The sequence below is a fragment of the Flavobacterium pisciphilum genome (assembly GCF_020905345.1).
GTDB lineage: Bacteria > Bacteroidota > Bacteroidia > Flavobacteriales > Flavobacteriaceae > Flavobacterium > Flavobacterium pisciphilum.
In genome coordinates, this window is the sequence record NZ_JAJJMO010000001.1 from 306717 (window position 1) to 323612 (window position 16896).

The following is a 16896-nucleotide window of genomic DNA, read 5'->3' on the forward strand; positions in this document are numbered from 1 at the left end:
AATGGAAATTAAAAAAATACCTAACGTAGAGATTATCACAGGCTCAAAATCTAAAGTTGATTACTTTGAAGTGTATAACAATGATTCATATTCAATGGAGGAAGCTATGTTAAAGATTAAAGATTTTTATAAAACAACTTTAGAAAATGATACAATTCAAAAGTATGAAGAATATCGATATTGTTTCTACACACATACATCGAATACAAAATACTCCTCTTTTATAGGAAACAATACATCAAATTTTGAAGAAGGAGGAATTCGTGATTGGGATAATCCTTTCTTTTATAATATGGATGAATATTTATTTGCAATGATATATCACGACAGTCAAAGTACAAATTATGTAATATATAAAAATAACATAATTGTTTTGGATGAAACAGAGAATAATAAAAAATAAATGGATAAGCCAATTTAGAAGAAAAATTTGATCATTATCTAAAAGAAGTATTCTCTCAAGAAAAACAATTAAAAAATGACTTTTGAAATAACACATAAAATAAACACAATAGTTAATGAAAATGTAAAAGAAATTCAAACTTCTTTTAATGTTACATTTCTTGCTTTAGAAAAAAAATCAAATTTTAACACCTACGAAATTAATAAGACAAAAACCATTAATAAACCTGCTCATGAAAATACTTATTTAGCATTTCTTGAAAATTTAGATCAGCTTACCTATCCCATTAAAATTCAAACAACAAGTAAGGGAGAATTTGTTAAGATGATAGAATATAAAGAATGGCTTGAAAGATGGGAAGAAAACACCGCTATTCTGATGGAAGAATACGACGATAACAAAAATGCTAAAGACATATTAGAAAGATTTAATCTAAATGTATATCATGAAAAAACGTTTACCAAAAATAAGTTTAAAGAACCTTTTTGGAATTTAATTTTTTTTAATCCGGAAGTTGATCAGGAAGAGCAAACCAATAACACAGCAATTAATTGGAATATAAAATCTATTGGGAATTTAGAATGTGTCGGAAAAACAAAATTTGTTATATCAGATGCTGGTGAATCTTTACTCTGTTTTGAATCTCAAGAAACCGTAAATGAAGAGTGTACTGAAAAGATAAATGTTATAACAAGCAATAAAAACAATCAAAAACAATATGCAGCAAACATAAAAGTAATTGCAACTTTAGATACTTCCCATAGAAAGATAAAATACAAAAGCGCAATTTTTGAAATTCAAACAGACGCTTTATTTCATTATAAAGAAGAGACATTTTTAAATATAAAAAGAGAAATTAATTCTAAATAATATGGCAAAAGGAGAAATAATAGTAGAAGGAGCTAAATGCTTTTGCTCTAATTCTGTTGCTAATAATAGCAAGGCTACTGCAGTGCCGCTAGCCGTTAAAAGTCAGACTAAAAAATTAAAAAAGAACAAGTATTTTGCTCAGGAAAAACCAATTGCTACCAACCTTGATGATACAGCAGAAAGTTTTAATAACGGAGCGGGTTTTGGTGATTGTTATCTTCCAGATAAAAGTAAAAAACCACAGCCTTGCAAAGCAAAATGCAACATTAAATACAAAGACTTTTATAAAAATGTAGATTTTGATAAAAGTATGAAGATACTGTTAGATATCTCAACAGGAACTTGCCCTGGCTATGGAACACCAGGAAATATTGAATTTGCAACCACCGGACAAAAAAAAGCAGTAAACACAATTGATGTAAAAGAAGCAGATCCTTTTACTGTCGAAAACACCTCTGCCCAATGGGAAACCTCAGATCCAACCAAAGAAGATTCCGTTTCCGAAATCACTATTATTGCTCCGCTTGCAGAAAAACCCACAGGTAAATATTATTTCATAGAAAAAGCAACAAATACAAATATTTGGCCTTCGGCAGTACCAATTGTAGAAGTAAAACTTCAATTAAAAGCTATCTACAAGGGAGATCCAACAAAAATAACCTGGGCTTTATTTAAAGGAGAAGAAATCAATGATAAAGTAAAAACTTTTGTAGGTATTGGAGCCAACATCGTATTTGCATTAAATAAACTTTTTAAAGATCAAGAAGAAGGTTTGTATAGAATTGAAGCCTATGCAAACAAAGCTGGATTTAAAAAATGTGCCATACTTATCGAATATATAAAAGATTATGTTGAAGGAATTTCTGCACTAGGTAAGACCCTGTTAAAAAACACGCCAATACCTTTAACCTTAAAATTTAAAGCAACTTCTTTTGCTGAAAAACAAAAAATACTTAATCCATCATCATCCAGTCTTGTCTATGAAATGCCTCCAATTGCCAGTTGGAGGGTAACTCATAATAATACCGTAATTTTCAATAGCCAAATTAGTAGCGAATCTAATCTACTTAAAGTGGAGACAAAAACGGGTGCACTCGGTATTTTTACCTTCAAAAACCCAGGAGAATACCAAATTGAAGCCTATACATCGCCCAATGATTCAAGTCCAATAAAAACAACCTTAACTGTTTTAGAATCTTTAGGAGTAAATACCGTAAAAGGAACGAGTAACCAACTGTTGCGTTATTATGAGAGTTTAAAAGTAGAAGTAAGCAAGTTTAATGTTGATTTTTTGCCTGCCAACAACACCAAAATGCAATGGTATTTGCAAAAAGACGGTACGCGATTAATAGCCTTTGAAAATGCTTCCATTTCAAAAGAAAAAAGCATCAATAAACCCATCAACCAAATATTGTTTAATGATGCCAAAGGAGGTAACAACTACTTTGGTAAATATGTTATAGAGGGATATGGAAAACCAACTAATACGCCTTTATTTAATGCATCAGATAGCTTTTTCTTTGAGGTAATAAGAAACTCAATAGACAAAGTTACTTTGCCGAAATCAATACCAAAAGGCGCCAAAGTAAAACTTGAAACTGCAGCTCGTATTATGCCGCTGGCTGGTGATGAAAAAATAAATTTAGAATTACCAAATGATGTGGTAGACAATAATGACGGAACAATTACCTTTAATAGCGAGGGAGAGTTTGAAATAGCTACCTACCTTACAGGAGAACAAACCCTAGACACAAAAGTAAAAGCTAAAATAAAAGTAGCAGACCCAGAGCTAAAACGTGCCTTATGGGCTTATAGTACAGGTTATAAACGTACCGAAACAGGGTATAAAGAAGAAACCTATGCTTTTGTAGAAATTGCAGGATTAGAAAATCAGACCATCATCATAAAAGTTTGGGTAAGAGGAATAAGCGAATCTTTTTATTTAGAACCAGCAACTTACATGCTAGAAGAAAAAAAAATATCTCTTGATGACAAAGGTATTGGTTCATTTAAAATCATTAGTGATGACAATTATAAAGAAAAAATAAAAAAAGCCCTACCCGCAACAACCGAAACACCAAACCCTACTATAAGTTTGATTTTTACTGTAGAAATGCCTGTAGGAAACCAAGGAGCAATAACCTTGCCCGACACTATGGTTATAAAAAACGGCAAACCAGTAGTGGGAACAAAATTTATAGAAGTATTAGTTCCAGACGAAGAGCTTGTTGTAACCAACAATAAAAAAATAAAATCCATGTTCTTTACGACAGAAGATGGTAAAAACGTACAGCAAACCCTTACTCATCAGAACAAAACCCACAAAATATGGGTACATACTGCCAATATGCAGGAAGAAGAATTAAGGGTTGATATTATGACTTTGGTACATTCGGACTGTATGGAAGAGAAAAATGGTATTATAACAGTACTGCAAAGTATTAAGGATTATAAAGAAAAAGTAGGCAGTGATGGACTATTAGAACTCCCTTTTACAGCCGAAGAAAAACACCTAACTGATGCAGAAGCAAATCCTGTACGTTTTAGTATACAAGTAAGCCGAAAACTAAAAGATCCAAACGATGACAAAAAAGAAATTTATATTTTTGAAGATGACCAATTAGCTGTAATGTCTTACCCAAAAGCAAGTTTAGTACGAAGCCCAGACATGAAAACCATAGGCATTAAAGCAGTCAAACAAGACGAAACTTCTTTTACCAAAGACGAAAAAATAGCCTTACGAAAGCAACTCATCTGTTTTAAAAATACAGCCTTGATTGTTGGAAAAGGTATTTTGACTGAGGAAGCTATCGATAATTGTACTGTTCCAGTAGTCGTAGATTTAGAAATGGCAGAGGTTCAAACAAATAAAATTTGCACGTGTAAAGAAAATAATTTTTATTGGAGTTCAAAAATTACTTGCGATGAAAGAAAAAAAGTACTCGAAGTTTGTACTAACATTTGGGGAGAAGAAAAGAAAATAGAAAAGGCTAGCATGCTTATGTCAATAATGCATTTAGAAACAGGAAAAACATTTAGTCCTTCTCAAAAAGGAGTAAGTTCTTCTGGAACCAAATACATAGGTTTGGTTCAATTTAGTGCTACTACAGCTCAATCATTAGGTACAACATATGATGCGCTGGGAGAAATGACCTTTATAAAACAAATGGAATACGTTGAAAAATATCTTAAACAAAATAAAGATAAAATGACTACACTTACAGATTTTTATTTGCAAGTACTCCTACCTAGTCATGTTGGTCATGGTTCTGAACCAAACTATATCGTATTTGATGAAAGTATTGCTGTTCCAGATAATGGTATCGAGAATAGTTTAGAAAAACGAAAAGCAAACATAACAAAGCCCCCTTGGGTTACAAAATATGGATATGCTTCGAATGCTCCTTTTATGAAAGAAACTGGGGAATATGAAAATTCAAGACAAGCTTGGCATTACAGTTCGCAAAGTTATAAACCTAGAAGAGGATTTGAAAATGGAAAAACCTATATGTGGGAAGTAACCAAAGTAGTCACAGAAGACCATTATATCCCCGGAAAAAATGAAATATTTACTGGTATCTGTAAAAATGGAGGAAAACTACCTGAATTGTTAGGTAGAGCACCTTGGATGGAGGTTGCTGTTACAGAAGCCAAACAATACGGAGGTAAGAAACAAGCTGCTATTCAATCCAGAGTAACTTTATACCATAAAGAAGGAGCCAATTATAATGTAGGTACTGATGCTTGGTGTTCATCTTTTGCATGTTGGTGTTTGGAAAATTCGAGTCCTAAATATGATTCTCCACACTCAGCAGGCTCTAGGTCGTTTATTAATCATAAAACAGTTATGCCGTCAGAAGCTTTTTTTGGTGTAATTGCAACATTTTCTGATTGTAGCAAAGATGGGATTGTTGAAAGTACTGGACATGTAACTTTTGTTTATGGAAAATTATCAAATGGCAGATATGCTGTTTTAGGAGGGAATCAAGGGGGAATGATAAAAATTTCTTCTTATGATTGTAGTGGAAATGTTTTTTATAGTCACTATAGTTCTAAAAGAAAAAGAGATGTCTATAAAAAATTTATGGGTTTTTTTAAACCTAAAAATTTTGAAATAAAAGAAATAGATAAATTAATAGAATCTGACAATTATTTAACTCCAGATGAAGCTAATGAAAAAATAGGTTTAGGAAATGTCAAAACTGTTTCAGGAGAAAAAGACGATTAAAAAAAGTAAAAAATGAAGTTGAAAAGTATAATACTAGCTATTCTAATTGCAAACAATGTTAGTTGCCAAAAAAAGGATGATCCAAAAGTTAATGAACAGAAAGAAATTATTAAAAGTGAAAATGTCATGAAAGACGAGACCTTAATAAAGATATTAATAAAACAGATTGAAGCTGGAAATGACCAAACATATAGTGCCTTCATAGATTATAAAAAAAGTGATTTAGATGAATCTGTGAAAATTATAGATACAATATTAAATAATAATGGATATAGAAAAATAAGTAATAAAGAATTTTTAACAAAAATTAAAAATATTTTTGGAAGAGTAATTGATGAAAAATCAAATATTCCATATTTGAAGGTTGATACATACAAAGATAACATTTGTAACAAAAAATTAGAGTATTATCCATTTTCTGTTGATGCACAGTATCTATATATAATTAAATCAAGCAAATTTATTACTTATTTCTATCCATTACCTGAAATAATTGATTATCAAAAATTATTCCCTCAAGTAAAGAAATATGAAGATGAAGATATTATCATAGAGGATAAAATTGAAAATATTAAGGTTAGGGCATCCCAATGGAAAGATGTCAAAGATCTAGCCGAACAACGCAAAAAAAACGTCCAAACCCTTGTTGCTCGTAATATGTATTTATTCAATGACAGCCGAGCTCATTTTAAATGGTTACTTTTAAATGATGAAAACTTTATGAGAAGTCTCGTAACGACTTTTGGTTATTATAATGATAAAGAATTAGTAAAATGGGCAGTTGATAAGACAGAATTTAGTGAGAAAAATATAGATGAAGTAAATAAAGTTATTTACAACAAAAAATGTGATGGGAAAATAGTTTTCGACCAACAGTTGCTAAATGTATTAGGTGAAGATGATGCAAAAGCAAACCAATTTTATGAATTTATAAGACATGGCAATTATACAGATTGGTTGTTAAGTGATAGAAGTAATACTGAACTCACTTTTTCGCAAAAGGCTGAGATAATTGCTCGAATACATAGCTTTATTTACAGCCATGCTAAAGAGTATCGAACAGTAGATTTTATGGGGAAATTTGCAGAATATAATGATTCAGACAATAAATACAGTAAAGAGTTTAAACTTAAAAATTATTATAATATTCCAGCATTTGAAAAGCAATGGAAACAAGCAAAAATAGACGGTGATGGTATTTCTTTACCTGGTGAAGAGTAATTAAAAAATAGTTAGTACAGAAAAAACCAATTTAGATGTTTTTGAATAAAAACGTATTGGATATGCTAACAAAGAATGGAGAGAAAGTTAAGGGTTCATGTATATGCCCTTAACTTTTTTACATATAAAAATTGCGCTTATAAGGATTCAAAACTTGGCATATTCACTCAAACCTATATCTGGAGTGCTAGATATCAGTCTAATATACTGTAAAATATATTCTATAAAAAAAGCTCCAGATCTCTCTGAAGCTTTTGTCTTAGTAGCCGAACCCGAACAAATCTCGAAACATTTTTTGGAAGATTTGGAACGGTTAAACTCGTTAAGTCACGAAGCTACTGCCTAAAAGCATTAAGTAGAACCCTAATGAAAAAATATATTTGTTGATACTGTTTTATAATGTTAAAGTATATGTTGGTACATTTTTTTGACTAAATTTATAACCTATTTAAGCCACGAAACCGAATTATCAAGCATTATAATAGTTATCTTTTCGTAATTTGTTACCTTTGTAATGTAAAGAAGTAGTATGAAAACTATACAAAAGTTGAGAGTATTATCACAAATTTTCTCCCCGCCTATGTTCCAAAAGATAGTACGGGAAGACGATTATGTGCTTTTTCAAAAACAAATAGATAAATACTTCAACACTACCTCATACGAAACCAACTTAGACATAATCAAGTCTTTATATAAGTCCTTACAAAAGCAATATAGATGTGAATACATCTATAAGAATAATTTGATTATTGATATTATAAAAACTCATAGCTTAAAATCAACATTAACACTTAATGAACTAAAAATTGGTGCTTCAAAAGCTGACTTGGTTATGTTGAACGGTGCTGTAAGAGTCTATGAGATTAAAACGGAACTTGACGGATTAGAAAAATTGGCAAAACAAATAAATGACTACCAAAAATTTGCCAATGAGGTACATATTGTTACAGATGAAAAATATGCTAAAAAGCTCCAAGTTGAATACGAAAATACAAGCATTGGTATTATCGCATTAAATGCCAAAAATAAATTGGAAACAATAAAAGAGGCAGATGCAAATAAATCTTTCTTCGACTTTGAAACTATTTTTAAAATATTGAGAAAGCAAGAGTATCTTGATTTAGTTGCTGTTAATTTTGGTTCTGTCCCTGATGTTCCTAATACAAAGATTTTTAGAGCTTGTTACGAACTACTTGCCACAATTGATATAGTTGATTTTCAAAAGCAGGTATTAAATAAACTAAAAGAGAGAAAACTATTGAACCCCGACTTGCTGAAATCATCTAAAACCCCAAGAGAACTAAAGCACATTTGTAATTCTTTGGATTTTAATGAGCAGGAATATCAAAGATTGTATAATTTTTTAGCAACCAAAAGCGTATGTATCAACCGTATATAAGAGGAAAGCAGTTTGAGTTGATAGGAATAAGAGAATTAACTAAACCTGTTCTTTTGCCAAATAAAGAAAAAGTATCTCCTATTATTGAACCTGTCAAGGATTCTTCTACTTTAAAGACTACGATAAAAGAATTAGCAAGTAATGATATCAACTTTACAGTTGTTGTTAATCCACAAGTAGGAACATTCAAAGATACCAATGCAATCTTTAATGCTATTAGCAGTTCAGTTGGAGATTATACAAATTATCAGATAGGTGTTATTTTCCATAATAGGATAGACCATTCAAAAGCTATTGGCATTTTACAACAATATGCAAAAGTTATTCCTGCTCTAAGTATTATTCATAATGCCGTGTTTGATAACATTTCAGATGTTCTTAAATCATATCAAGAACATTTTGCCATTCGATATAATGTAATCAATCTATCATCGACAAGTAGAAGATATTTTAGAAATTTTGAAAGAAATACCTTAATTGAACTTGATGATTATTTCAATGCTCAAACAAAGAATGCGGATTATTTGCAAGTAGATGAAAGCAATTTTTCAGAAGAACATATCTATTACAAAGAAGAAGGGTTTGAAGGTTTTTCGGACTATCTTTCTATTGGAGAGGAATATTCGGAAACAGGGTTTCTTCCCTATGCTGTTGCGATACATTTATCTTATGCGGAAGCACAGACAAATAGAATAAAAGTTAAACATTTTGTTTCTGACTCAAATGATGACACATCAGATATTGCAGGAAAGTTTGCTGAGGCGTTAGATAAACTTATTGCTTGGTGTGACCAAACAGGCTATGACTCTATTGCTATATCTGAATTTAGACGATTTCACGAAAACGGACACTTTCCAGGATTAGGGACATTGAAGAAACTTTCCTTAATGAACCATATAGATTTAGTATTGAAATTGATTTAGTATGAATTGTTGCACAAATTGTTTTGAGAGCAGTTATATAAATGCTATCATTTTGGGTAACAAGATAACAGATAATTGTGATTATTGCCTGTCCGAAAATGTGAGTGTCTATGAGGCTTCCGAATTAAACCCTTTCTTTCTTGGGATTATTGACTTGTATGAAGTTGATACCGTCAATGGAAAACCATTAGAAAGTCAAATCATTACGGATTTTCATAAAAAGGTATTTACCCAAAAACTAATTGATACAAATAATATAAAACAGCTCATTGCTGAGATTATTAAAGATGACATTGCCAATTATCAAAATGTTTTAGACAACCCTGTAAGATTAAGGTTTCATAATACAGGAGCAGAGGAAGACGTTACTCAACCGCTTTTCCTTTCTTGGGATAAGTTTTCCGAAGAAATAAAAACCGTAAATAGATTTCATTTTGTAAATGCTTTGGATTTACAAAAATTAAAATCCTTATTCAAACATTTTCAGAAAGATTACAAAAAGGGAAAGAAATTTTATCGAGCAAGAATTAGTAATAATCCACAGGGGTATCCTTTCGAACAAATGGGTAATCCTCCTAATGAATTAGCTAAAAGCGGAAGAGCCAATCCAAATGGTATTTCTTATCTCTATATTGCTAATGACATAACAACAACTTTATATGAAGCAAGAGCAAGTTTATTTGATTACGTTTCTGTCGGTACATTTAAACTTGAAGAAGACATAAGAGTAGTTAATTTAAGTCGCTCCACATACGATGTATTCAGGCTTGCAGAATTAGAGTCTTTAGAAGAAGTTATGTTACACGGTTCTTTCATTGATAAATTAGAAGAAGAACTTTCAAAGCCAAGAAGAAAGAATGACAGCGAATTGGATTATCTGCCAACACAGTATCTTTCAGAACTGATAAAATCAATGGGATTTGACGGTATAGAATTTAGAAGTTCATTATATTCGCAGGGTTATAACGTTGCAATATTTTATCCTGAAAAATTCAAGTGCATTGAAACTAATGTCTATGACATTGAAAATATAAATCTTGAATACACCCAATTAAATACTAAATAAACCCTACCTCCCGTCCTGTTTATCCATATATTCTTCTAAAGAAGATTTCAGTTGGTCTAAAAACGAGGTGCGGGAACCGGCACGGTATTTCATTCGATGGAAAGAGTTATGCAGATCTCCTAAAGTAATCCGGAATAGTTTTTCTAAAACTAAACTGACTTTTCGTATTCCTACTTTACCATAGGAAAGAGAGCCATTCGCATAAAGAGCATAAATAAGTTCTATCAAGGCATTTTTGCTATCCGTCCAAAGAATACCATCGGATGAAATATCTCTTGCAGAAAGAGAGCCTGCTATTTCATCATCGTTAATTTTTTGGAGTATGTAGGTATAGAGTAGCTCATTTGCTATTATCCGAGCCACTTTGTTGTCATAATAAGTTGAAAAAAGTGGGTCAATTTCAAAGACGAAACTGTTCAGACCATCGTGGAAATTAATGTTGCCTAACCTAAAGTAGGTTTCATCACGATCGGTTCTTCCCGAACGATAATACCTGTAAAAATCAGAATAGTAGATATGCTCTTTGTATTCCTGTTTTAGTTCCTGCAACTGTTCTGAAAAATAACTTGCATACATTTTCCCTCCGTCAACAGGACAACATGTCTGTATGCGAAATATCTTATTGTGGTAAATGAGTTTAGAGAGAATATACGGTTTAATGTTGCGGAAGAAATTGATTTCCTCCCATTGGTTTTTAAAGCCTTGTTTTGTAACCACCTCCCTCATCGACCATAAATATTCTTTCAGGAATATCAGCATTTGGTACGCTTCATCAATCGCATTGGTGGCAGACACAGAAATTTTATTTTCTTTTCGCTGTATCTCCGAGATAATATGATTTAATGAAAATACCATTTTTGTTAGTCTGTTTTAACTATTTTCTCTTTCATTTCCTCGCCTTTCTGTTTTATAGATTCATTAGTTTTTGGAACGAAAAGTCGGAGCTGAACATTTCCGTTTCGTTTATTATTGATTCTTCCTGTGCTTCTCTTCCATAAGCAAACATTTGCTGTTCATAATTTTCAATAGCCTCTTCAATGCTGTTAAATTTCCTATCGGCCAGATTATCAGACAATATAAAGGCGTCCATCAACCCACTGTTTACGCCTTGTCCTGCAAAAGGAGGCATCAAATGAGCGGCATCTCCAATCATCGTTATGGGTAATGGACGCTTGCTTTTCCAAGACTTATTTAAGGGAAATATTCGTGTCGCTAATCCTACAAAAGATGATGTCAAACGAATCAGTTCTTTGTAGCGTTCGTCCCAATCGGAAAATTTTTTCAGGAGAAAATCAATGACATTATTTCTGTCTTGAAAATCTACTTGCATTTTGTTTTTCCATTCATCAGGTGTTTTAAAACTTATTCCAAAATGCAAAGCACCATTATTATTCGGATTGGCAAACAGTAAATTGCCTCTGTGTGCCGCCATTAACCGGTTTCCGTTGCATAACTGAAAAAATCCGGGGCAATTTACTGCTGGTTGATGAATATCGGCCTGTATATTGAAAGTACCTGTTTCTTCAACTTCCGTGTCGGTAACAAATTTTCTTACTTTAGACATTCCACCATTGGCAATAATAACCAGATCTGCTGTTTCACTCGATTTATCCTCAAAAGTTAGTATCCACTTCTCCTTATCAGGTTCAAGGGTAACAAGTTTTCTATCCCAAATGACGGTATCATTTTGTAAACTATTTAATAGGATAGTCCTTAAGTCATTTCTGTTTATTTCAGGATTGTCAAAACGATTTTCGGGTCTTACATTTTTTGTGGTTAAAATATTGCCCTTTTCATCAACAATATTTACACCCATTGGTAAAGCTAAGTCATAATAAGTTTGTAACAATCCCGCTCTTTTCATTGCTTCCTGTCCCGAATCCCTGTGCAGATCAAGTGTCCCACCAAAAATCCTTGCATCTTGGTCTTTGTCTCTCTCGTAAACTGTAATGTCCACGCCGTTTTGCTGTAACAATCTCGCCATTGTTAATCCAACAGGCCCGGCACCAATTATTGTAATTTTTTTATGTTTTAGTAAAGTCATATTCTTGTTCGCTGGTTTTAATGTCAACTAATGTCTGTCAATTTAATCACTTTGTTTTTTTTAAATTCAAACACGGATTTTCCTGATAACTTTAGCTTTTGCCCTTTTTTTAAGCCGTTCGGAAAGTCAATTGCTAAAATTGCTGTATAATCAATTTCTATTTCAGTGCTGTTGTCAAAATGCCTAAACGATTTAACTGTCTGTGTTCTCTTTGCAAAGTATGTTTTTGCTGTTTCTGCCTGTTGTTTAAACGCTGTTAACCCTTTCAGCGATAAACTTATATCATTATTTTGAATGTTTTCAAAAACAATATTATCGTCAAGGTCTGCAACCATTTTTTTGATATCAAATTGGTTGTATCCATCGATGTAGTTATTGATGATGTTTACTCTGTCGGTCATATTTTGTAATTATTTATCGGTTACATATTGGTGTTGTCTGTAGGTTGTTCTACGATAATTGCCAACTTTTAACTTCTATACGAAGGAACATGTTGGGATACTTGAACTTTCGATTTAGCGCCAACACGAGCAAACCGAAGTTAGCACCTACTCTCTATTCAGCATATTTTTTAAAAATACTTGTGGCAATGTGTCCGCCAAAACCAAAAGTATTACTCATTGCGTAATTCACTTGCCGTTGTTGTGATTGGTGTAACGTCAAGTTAAATATATCCCTATATTCAGGTTCAATATCTACCGAATTGATTGTTGGCGGAACAATGTTATTCTGAACAGCTTTAATACAAGCGATTGCTTCGATAGCCCCCGCAGCACCTAACAGATGTCCTGTCATTGATTTTGTCGCACTAATATTTAATTTGCCTTGTCTGCCGAAAAGTCTTGCTATTGCTTTTAATTCGCTCATATCGCCTTGTGGTGTTGATGTAGCGTGTGTGTTCAGATAATCTATTTCATTGGCGGAAATATTTGCGTCTTCCAATGCTAAAACCATACCTAAATATGCCCCTTCTCCCTCTGGGTGCGTACCAGTTAAATGATATGCGTCTGAAGCCATGCCACCGCCAGCAATCTCGGCAATAATCGGAGCATTTCGTTTTATAGCGTGTTCATAGTTTTCCAAAATAATTGCACCTGCTCCCTCGCCCATAACAAAACCGTCTCTGTTGATGTCAAAAGGACGTGATGCCATTTGCGGATTTTCATTTAAGGTTGACAATGCTTTTGACGCGTTGAAACCACCAACGGCACTTTCGTTAATAGGCGCTTCCGAACCGCCTGTTATTATCACGTATAGGAAGAATAAACGCCCTTTTCACCCAAGTCCAACAGCTTTGGACCGCAGTTGACTCTTTCGACACCCCTGCGATGCAACCCAATCCGGCTGACGGGGAGCCAGCAACGCTGAAAATTTACCCTCCTCTTTCCCACTAGCGGCTCCTTTTCCGACAACCAGCACGGCGGATCCCTGCCGCGGCGCTGTGAACGCAGCATTTTGATTGGTATCGTTGGCCTTCAGGCTCGTCAGTCAAACAGACCCAGGAGCAGCTCAGCCGGTGGCGCCCGGCTTTCGGGTAACGCCCTGGTCCCGCTGGTTTCGGCTTTGTGCTTCAGGTGATCAAGGATCTGCTTGATCACTATAGGGTCTTCAATGCAGGCGATGACTTTCATGGCGCCGCCGCAGCCGCTGCAGGTCTCGATGTCGATATTGAAAACACGCTTGAGCCGTTGCGCCCATGTCATCGACGCTCGCCGTTGTGCTGGTGTTGCCGGTTCATCAGCCACCCTGACCTTGTTGCCCCTGCCCCGTTTTGCCGGCGTGACCAACGCCCGGTGCCGACTGTTGGGTGCGAACACCCCGTGGAAGCGGGTTAGGTTGACTCTGGGCTTCGGTACCAGGGCGGCCAGCCTTGCAATGAAATCCAATGGTTCGAAAATGACGTGCGTGGTGCCGTCCCGGTACGGCGTCTTGAGCTGGTAGCGCACGTTGCCGCCTCGTGTTAACGACAGCCGCTTCTCGGATACCGCCGGGCGGCTGATGTACCGGCACAGCCGTTCGAGCTTCTTGCGTTCATCGGCCCTGGCCGCCACGCCGGCGTGCAGGCTGGACCCGGCTACCTTGCCAATCCCGTCACCGAACGGATCACCACTGGTCGGCAGAGTTTGCAAAGTGAACACCTTTCGCCCCGCCTGTGAACCGACAGCGATACGGTAAGTGATCGAGTGCCCCAGCAGGGGTGTCATCGGGTCGTCATCCACCGCATCCGAGGCCAGATAGCTGTTTTCGACATCCCGTTCCAGCAGGCCTTGCCGTTCCAGATAGCGACCCACCCGGTGGGCGATGGTGTGCGTCAGCTGGGTGAGCTCTGGGCTGGTCGGCGCCTTGACCCAGCGGAAACGCGCTGAGCCGTGGGATTGCTCGACATACACACCGTCGAGAAACAGCATGTGGAAGTGAACATTCAGATTGAGCGCCGATCCAAAACGCTGGATCAGGGTGACCGCGCCCGTCTTGGCCACTTGGTGGGTATGGCCCGCTTTCTTGACCAGGTGCGTGGCAATGACGCGGTAAACGATGCCCAGCACCCACCCCATGATCTCGGGCCGGCTGGCAAACAGGAAACGCAGCTGAAACGGGAAGCTCAACACCCACTGACGCATGGGTTGTTCAGGCAGTACTTCATCAACCAGCAAGGCGGCACTTTCGGCCATCCGCCGCGCCCCACAGCTCGGGCAGAAACCGCGACGCTTACAGCTGAAAGCGACCAGGTGCTCGGCGTGGCAAGACTCGCAGCGAACCCGTAGAAAGCCATGCTCCAGCCGCCCGCATTGGAGAAATTCTTCAAATTCCCGTTGCACATAGCCCGGCAATTCCTTTCCCTGCTCTGCCATAAGCGCAGCGAATGCCGGGTAATACTCGTCAACGATCTGATAGAGAAGGGTTTGCTCGGGTCGGTGGCTCTGGTAACGACCAGTATCCCGATCCCGGCTGGCCGTCCTGGCCGCCACATGAGGCATGTTCCGCGTCCTTGCAATACTGTGTTTACATACAGTCTATCGCTTAGCGGAAAGTTCTTTTACCCTCAGCCGAAATGCCTGCCGTTGCTAGACATTGCCAGCCAGTGCCCGTCACTCCGCGGTCTTCACTGCGTGATCGAGTTGATCGACACCCGCCGTGACACGCTCCATGAAGTGCCTGCCTGCGTCTGTTAGCCGAACGCCCCGCGCATGGCGCTCAAATAGCAGGACACCAAGGTTATCCTCCAGCGCTTTCACACGCGCGCTGACGCTCGACTGGCTGATACCAAGTGCCTTGGCCGCATGCCGAAAATTCAGATGCTCGGCGACGGCGATGAACTGAACAAGGGAAATGAGCGGTATCCTGCCAGACAGGATACCGACATTCACGAGGTTTCGATGGTTAGTGCGCCGCATCGGAGCGGGCCTGCTACCAGTCGTCGGTTAGACGACTGGCGACTTCTCGGTGGCAGCCCCACGGAGCCGAAGGAGCACCAGCCCCAACGAAACCAGTACCGCCATCGCCGTGGCGTAACAGATCACGGGCCACGCTGTGTCACCTTTTAAAAGTGCCACCGCCAATGTCCCGACAATGCTGACTATCAGGCTTTGAACGCAGAAGTAGAACGCGACCGCTGATCCCGCGATGTCGTCGAACTCTGCCAAAGCGCCGTTCGCGGTAACGGACACCGTGAAGACAATACCGACCGCGACAACCCACATCGGTAGGATGAAGGTGAGGAATGACGGCGAGCCGTAAAGTTCGCCGATCCCCAACAGGACCGCTCCGCAAACAAGCAACGCCATCCCACGCGCCACGCATCCTGCGATGCCCCATCTGGCGACAAAGGACTTCGCGAAACGGGTTGTCACGATCATTACAAGCCCGACAGTGGCGAAGGCAAAGCTGAATCCGATCTCGGAATATTCCGCTTGGCCTATGAGCACACGGGGAGCCGTCGAGAAGAAGACGAAGAAGGTGCCCATACCGGCGCTAAAGCCGACAGTGTAAACCCAAAAAGCCGGACTCGCGAAGATCGGCAAGACAGATCGGCGCGTCTTGACTTGATCCAGAGGGCGGGTTTCGTGCCACCTGAAACCCGCATTTAGGAGTGCGAGCATCGCCAGTATAGCCAAAGTAATGAATATCGCCTGCCATCCCAAGAACTCGCCGATCAATGCTCCGGCGATAGGGCCGAGCGCAGGCACGAACGCCAGCATCGAACTGAAAAGGCCGTAGATGACGACACCCTCAGGACGGTTGGCATAAACGTCGCGAACCGTCGCGAACGTCGCCACCAGCATGGCCGACGCGCCCACTGCTTGAAGTAGACGGAAAGCGACAAAGGCCGGTGCAGTTGAAGACCAAGCTGCTCCCAGAGACGCAATGACGAAAGCCGTTGCGCCCGCAAGTAGAATTGGCCGTCGCCCGATTCTGTCTGAGAGCGGACCAAAAATCACCTGGCCCACGCCGAGCATCACCATATAGAGGCTCAACGTGAGTTGGATCATAGCGGGCGTCGTGTTCAGGATGCCGGGCATCGCTGGAACGACAGGGAGATAAATATCCATCGCCAGTGAAGCGAGGATGTCGAAAGGAGCCATCAGCAGCAGTGCTGCCGGCAGCGTATAGGCCCACGCGGGGCGTGTGGTGGTCATTTCTTTTGTTTCCATAACGCAAAGATATAAATTTCTATCTACTAATAGGTAGATAATCTTAAAAATTTTGCTCGTACTTCTCTCTTTTTGATTTTTGTAATGATT

At 37.8% G+C, this 16896-nt stretch carries 13 protein-coding genes and 1 pseudogene; 7 read left to right on the plus strand and 7 right to left on the minus strand.

All coding sequences use genetic code 11. The annotated features are described in order from the left end of the window. Window position 1 precedes the first annotated feature (1 nt). The 7 genes from LNQ49_RS01310 to LNQ49_RS01340 all read left to right on the plus strand — a co-directional run bounded on the left by LNQ49_RS01310 (window position 2) and on the right by LNQ49_RS01340 (window position 10110). Window positions 2-403: a hypothetical protein gene (locus LNQ49_RS01310; RefSeq protein ID WP_229986991.1), complete on the plus strand. Its 402-nt coding sequence runs from the start codon at window positions 2-4 to the stop codon at window positions 401-403. Between the two features lie 75 nt (window positions 404-478). Beyond that, window positions 479-1273, plus strand: coding sequence for a hypothetical protein (locus LNQ49_RS01315; protein ID WP_229986992.1), 795 nt, complete (start codon window positions 479-481; stop codon window positions 1271-1273). 1 nt (window position 1274) lies between these two features. Continuing rightward, entirely contained in the window at window positions 1275-5501 is a 4227-nt protein-coding gene (locus tag LNQ49_RS01320) for a PAAR-like protein (protein ID WP_229986993.1), read from the plus strand. Window positions 5502-5513: 12 nt separating this feature from the next. Next, complete coding sequence (locus LNQ49_RS01325) at window positions 5514-6722, plus strand: hypothetical protein (RefSeq protein WP_229986994.1); 1209 nt, start codon at window positions 5514-5516, stop codon at window positions 6720-6722. A gap of 529 nt (window positions 6723-7251) precedes the next feature. Next, window positions 7252-8121: a sce7726 family protein gene (locus tag LNQ49_RS01330; protein ID WP_066679297.1), complete on the plus strand. Its 870-nt coding sequence runs from the start codon at window positions 7252-7254 to the stop codon at window positions 8119-8121. Continuing rightward, window positions 8103-9044, plus strand: coding sequence for a sce7725 family protein (locus LNQ49_RS01335; RefSeq protein ID WP_066679298.1), 942 nt, complete (start codon window positions 8103-8105; stop codon window positions 9042-9044). Before LNQ49_RS01330 ends, LNQ49_RS01335 begins: the two co-directional genes overlap by 19 nt. A gap of 1 nt (window position 9045) precedes the next feature. Continuing rightward, window positions 9046-10110: an RES domain-containing protein gene (locus tag LNQ49_RS01340; RefSeq protein ID WP_082987284.1), complete on the plus strand. Its 1065-nt coding sequence runs from the start codon at window positions 9046-9048 to the stop codon at window positions 10108-10110. A 3-nt stretch (window positions 10111-10113) separates the two neighbouring features. On the opposite strand, the gene LNQ49_RS01345 is transcribed toward LNQ49_RS01340, so the two are convergent. The 7 genes and pseudogenes from LNQ49_RS01345 to floR form a co-directional block, all read right to left on the minus strand. Beyond that, a complete protein-coding gene (locus LNQ49_RS01345; protein ID WP_229986995.1) occupies window positions 10114-10965 on the minus strand; it encodes an RteC domain-containing protein in 852 nt (283 codons plus the stop codon). 52 nt (window positions 10966-11017) lie between these two features. Further along, window positions 11018-12154: a tetracycline-inactivating monooxygenase Tet(X) gene (gene tet(X), locus LNQ49_RS01350; protein WP_428978329.1), complete on the minus strand. Its 1137-nt coding sequence runs from the start codon at window positions 12152-12154 to the stop codon at window positions 11018-11020. A 23-nt stretch (window positions 12155-12177) separates the two neighbouring features. Next, entirely contained in the window at window positions 12178-12555 is a 378-nt protein-coding gene (locus LNQ49_RS01355; protein ID WP_044502095.1) for a hypothetical protein, read from the minus strand. Window positions 12556-12709: 154 nt separating this feature from the next. Beyond that, window positions 12710-13405: pseudogene (locus LNQ49_RS01360) on the minus strand (beta-ketoacyl-[acyl-carrier-protein] synthase family protein); the annotation flags it as partial. 233 nt (window positions 13406-13638) lie between these two features. Beyond that, window positions 13639-15132: an IS91-like element ISCR2 family transposase gene (locus tag LNQ49_RS01365; RefSeq protein ID WP_001120888.1), complete on the minus strand. Its 1494-nt coding sequence runs from the start codon at window positions 15130-15132 to the stop codon at window positions 13639-13641. A gap of 111 nt (window positions 15133-15243) precedes the next feature. After that, window positions 15244-15522, minus strand: coding sequence for a LysR family transcriptional regulator (locus LNQ49_RS01370; protein ID WP_001100557.1), 279 nt, complete (start codon window positions 15520-15522; stop codon window positions 15244-15246). Between the two features lie 54 nt (window positions 15523-15576). Continuing rightward, window positions 15577-16791, minus strand: coding sequence for a chloramphenicol/florfenicol efflux MFS transporter FloR (gene floR, locus LNQ49_RS01375; protein WP_187009575.1), 1215 nt, complete (start codon window positions 16789-16791; stop codon window positions 15577-15579). Window positions 16792-16896 lie beyond the last annotated feature (105 nt).